The organism is Streptomyces altiplanensis (assembly GCF_053591575.1).
Window position 1 is genome coordinate 1 of the sequence record NZ_JBSFUB010000240.1, and the last position, 1113, is coordinate 1113.

Here is a 1113-nt window from a genome sequence, read left to right on the forward strand (position 1 = left end):
CCCGGCCGCACCCCACCCAACTCCACCAACGCGTGATACGCCGTCAAGAACACCAACGGCACCGACGCCGCAACCTCCCACGACCACCCCTCGGGCAGTCGGGCGAGCAGCCGGGCGTCGCCGACCACGAGGGAGCCGAAGCCACCGGACACCAGACCCATGACCGAGTCGCCGGGCGTCAGCCCGGTCACCTCGGGACCCACTTCGGTCACCACGCCCGCGGCCTCGCGCCCCATGCGCCCGGCGTCGCCGGGGTACATGTCGAGCGCCTTGAGGACGTCGCGGAAGTTGACACCGCCGGCCCGGACCTCGATCCGCACCTCGTGTCCGGTCAGCGGCTCAAGGACCTCAGGGAAGGGCGCCAGGGCCAGTCCGTCCAGGCTGCCCTTCGTCTCGCTGTCCAGCCGCCACGGCACTCCGGCCGGCGGCACGAGCCCTGTTCCGGACTCCAGCCGGGCGAGGCGGCCCGCTCGAATTCCGTTGTCGCGGATGACCAGTTGGGACTCGTCGGCGGTCAGTGCCTGAGCCATCTGTACGAAGGCGTCCTCGGCGACGCCGAGGTCCACCAGGCCGAAGCAGCCGGGGTTCTCCGTCTGCGCGGATCGCACGAGACCCCAGACCGCGGCGGCGGCGACGTCCGTGACGTCCTCGTCACCGGACGCCATCGCGCCACGGGTGACGAACACCAGCCGCGAGTCGGCGAACCGCTCGTCGGCCAGCCACTGCTGAGCGAGCATCAGCGCGTCGGAGGTCAGAGCGTGAACCGACTCCACGACACCGTCCCGGACCGTGCCGACGACGCTCACCAGTACGGTGCCCGGCACCGGGGCGTCACCGGCCGTCAGGGATGCCAGATCGGCGTACGTCTCGACGCTCGACCCCACTCCCGCGAGCCCGTCGGCCAGCCCGAACGGGTCGGGTCCCACCAGTGCGACGGCTTCGGGCACCTCGGCACCCGACTGCACGGAAACCCAGTCGAGGCCGAACAGCCCGTCCCTGGCCAGCGCGGCGTCCGCGCTCAGCTCTTCGTTCGACACCGCGCGTACGAGCAGGGAGTCGACCGAGGCAACCGGCGCCCCGGACAGGTCGGCCACAGAGATCGACACCGCATCC

General features: G+C 71.6%; 1 protein-coding gene. It reads right to left on the reverse strand.

The window, feature by feature from the left end:
* A partial coding sequence (locus ACWD0Y_RS36705; protein WP_450264587.1) for a SpnB-like Rossmann fold domain-containing protein occupies positions 1–1094 on the reverse strand: 1094 nt, incomplete at its 3' end.
* Between the last annotated feature and the right edge of the window lie 19 nt (positions 1095–1113).